This is a genomic window from Vibrio sp. JZG10 (genome assembly GCF_054064075.1).
Genome location: NZ_JBSUGE010000050.1, coordinates 1 through 2,410, shown reverse-complemented (window position 1 = coordinate 2,410; position 2,410 = coordinate 1). Strand labels below are relative to the sequence as shown.

Below are 2,410 nucleotides of genomic sequence, written 5' to 3'. Positions count from 1 at the left end.
ACGCCGGGGGTCGCGGGTTCGAGTCCCGTCCACTCCGCCACTTATATTAAGCCTCAGTCGAAAGACTGGGGCTTTTTCGTTAATATGAGTATACTTTTTCCTTTAATCGAATGAGTCCCGCGGAAAAGGCCTGTTAGTAGCCCAGAGCCGCTGCCACCTATATTAAGCTTCACTTGAAAGACTAAGACTTTTGGTATCTGTAGTGCCAGCTTTATCCGCAACCGAATTGCACAATTCTAGTTGAATGTAATCTTGCCCATTTCTCTACAGATTCGAGCCTATAGTAAATGCTGGAGACCGATGAATCCGCATAAGCTAGCTCGTAGTCTGTATCCTTGTCACTGCGTATTTCGTTAACGCTCCTCTCTAATAAGAGTTTTCTACTGCTACTTCGCAAATATTCATCGTTCTAGTGTTCTGGATAGTCCCTAGGAGAATGGATTGCTGGAGTTTGTTACCGCTAGTCTGATTTAGTCATTGGAAGAGAATGAGCGTCTAGACTGTTAAGAGAGTAAAGTCATTCGAACATTCATGTCTTTTAGAAAACTTTGTTTTCTTTGCTGATCTTGCTAGTAAAGATTAACCTAAGAGGAGTTCTCGTAGGAGTAAGTTTGATGATGCAACAAATAAAAAATGAAACCTTGAAATCCGTATTTAAACAATGGTCTTCCGAAGAGGGAATTGTGGTCATCAACCCTGCAACTGAGCAAGAGTTAGTTCGATTAAAGCCCAGTGCTCTTGAGGAATTAGATGACATTATTGGTAAGTGTAAAACCGAGCAAATTCGCTGGGGAAAGCTAAGTGCTAAAGAGCGCTCTCGTCGCTTGAAAAAGTGGTATCAATTACTCCTTGATAATGCAGAAGACATTGCCACAATTATTACCTTAGAGCAGGGAAAACCATTAACCGAGAGTAAAGGGGAGGTGATGTATGGCGCCTCTTTTGTCGAGTGGTTTTCAGAAGAAGCCAAACGTGCTTATGGCGAAGTTATACCAGCCCCCACGACAGATCGACGTCTGTCTGCTATTCGCCAGCCTGTAGGGGTATGCGCTGCAATTACGCCGTGGAACTTCCCTATTGCGATGATTACAAGAAAAGCAGCACCAGCCCTGGCGGCAGGCTGTGGTATGCTGATTAAACCCTCTGAGCTTACCCCTCTTACTGCAATTGCTGTTGTTGAATTAGCTTATCAGGCAGGAATCCCAAAAGAACTGCTTCCTGTGGTGGTATCAGAGCAGGCAGCTGAGTTTGGCCTAGTACTAAGTACTGATCCTAGGATTAAGAAAGTTTCTTTTACGGGCTCTACGCGAGTCGGGAAGATTTTGATGAAACAAGCCAGTGACTCTGTCAAAGCGGTTTCGATGGAGTTAGGTGGTAATGCACCTTTTATTGTTTTTGAAGATGCAGATTTAGATGCGGCTGCGGAAGGGCTTGTCGCTTCGAAGTTCCGTAATGCAGGGCAAACATGTGTTTGTACCAATCGGCTGTATGTTCATGAAGGTGTAAAACAAGTTTTTATTGAAAAAGTATTGTCGAAGTTAAGCAAATTACAGCTTGGTAATGGTTTAGAGAAAGGTGTCACATTAGGCCCTGTTATTACGATGGCTTCTAAACATCGCCTAGAGGCGGTGATCGATCAAGCTGTACAAGAAGGGGCTTCTATTGCCAACTCTCCGCAGAGACGCCCTGGGCGCTTTATGGAGCCCGTTCTTTTGGATAGCGTCAAGCAACATATGTCGATTGTTCAGCAAGAGCTATTCGGGCCTGTATTACCTATTATTACTTTTGAGAATGATGAGCAAGTTCTAGGAATGGCGAATGACACAGAGTATGGTTTGGCTTGTTACTTCTACACGAATAACTTCAAGCGTATTGTTGCTTTCAGCGAAGGTCTGGAATACGGCATGGTTGGTGTCAATGAGGGGATTATTTCTACTGAGGTGGCCCCGTTTGGTGGAGTGAAAGAGTCAGGAGTTGGCCGAGAAGGTGCGAAACAAGGGCTCGATGAATATTTGGAGACAAAGTATATTTGTCTCGGTGGTTTAAGCTGAGTTGGTTGATTTAAGCAAAAAGCTGGGTTTTACCTGGCTTTTTTGATCTGGGAGATGTGTGCCACCCACTATGATTATTATTTATTGGTGAACATTGCTTATGGAGGGACTATCGATAGAAAGCAGAGTTGTTGGTGAGCAGATATTCCACTCTAAGTTAAGAGATGCCTTCAAGGTAATGATCTAAACTCTGATTTTCTTTCCTGAGTGACATGAGTAGAAAAGAGTTTGACTTTAAACCAATGCAAAAAAGCCGTATCAAGAGATACGGCTTTTTCTAATATGGCTCCTCCTACTGGACTCGAACCAGTGACCTGCGGATTAACAGTCCGTCGCTCTACCAACTGAGCTAAGGAGGA

At 43.8% G+C, this 2,410-nt stretch carries 1 protein-coding gene and 1 tRNA gene; one reads left to right on the top strand and one right to left on the bottom strand.

The genetic code is table 11. The features are described from left to right. The first annotated feature begins 614 nt into the window (after nucleotides 1-614). Nucleotides 615-2,051: an NAD-dependent succinate-semialdehyde dehydrogenase gene (locus tag ACWYVB_RS24025; protein WP_395222558.1), complete on the top strand. Its 1,437-nt coding sequence runs from the start codon at nucleotides 615-617 to the stop codon at nucleotides 2,049-2,051. Between the two features lie 283 nt (nucleotides 2,052-2,334). On the opposite strand, the gene ACWYVB_RS24020 is transcribed toward ACWYVB_RS24025, so the two are convergent. Beyond that, nucleotides 2,335-2,410, bottom strand: a tRNA-Asn gene (locus tag ACWYVB_RS24020).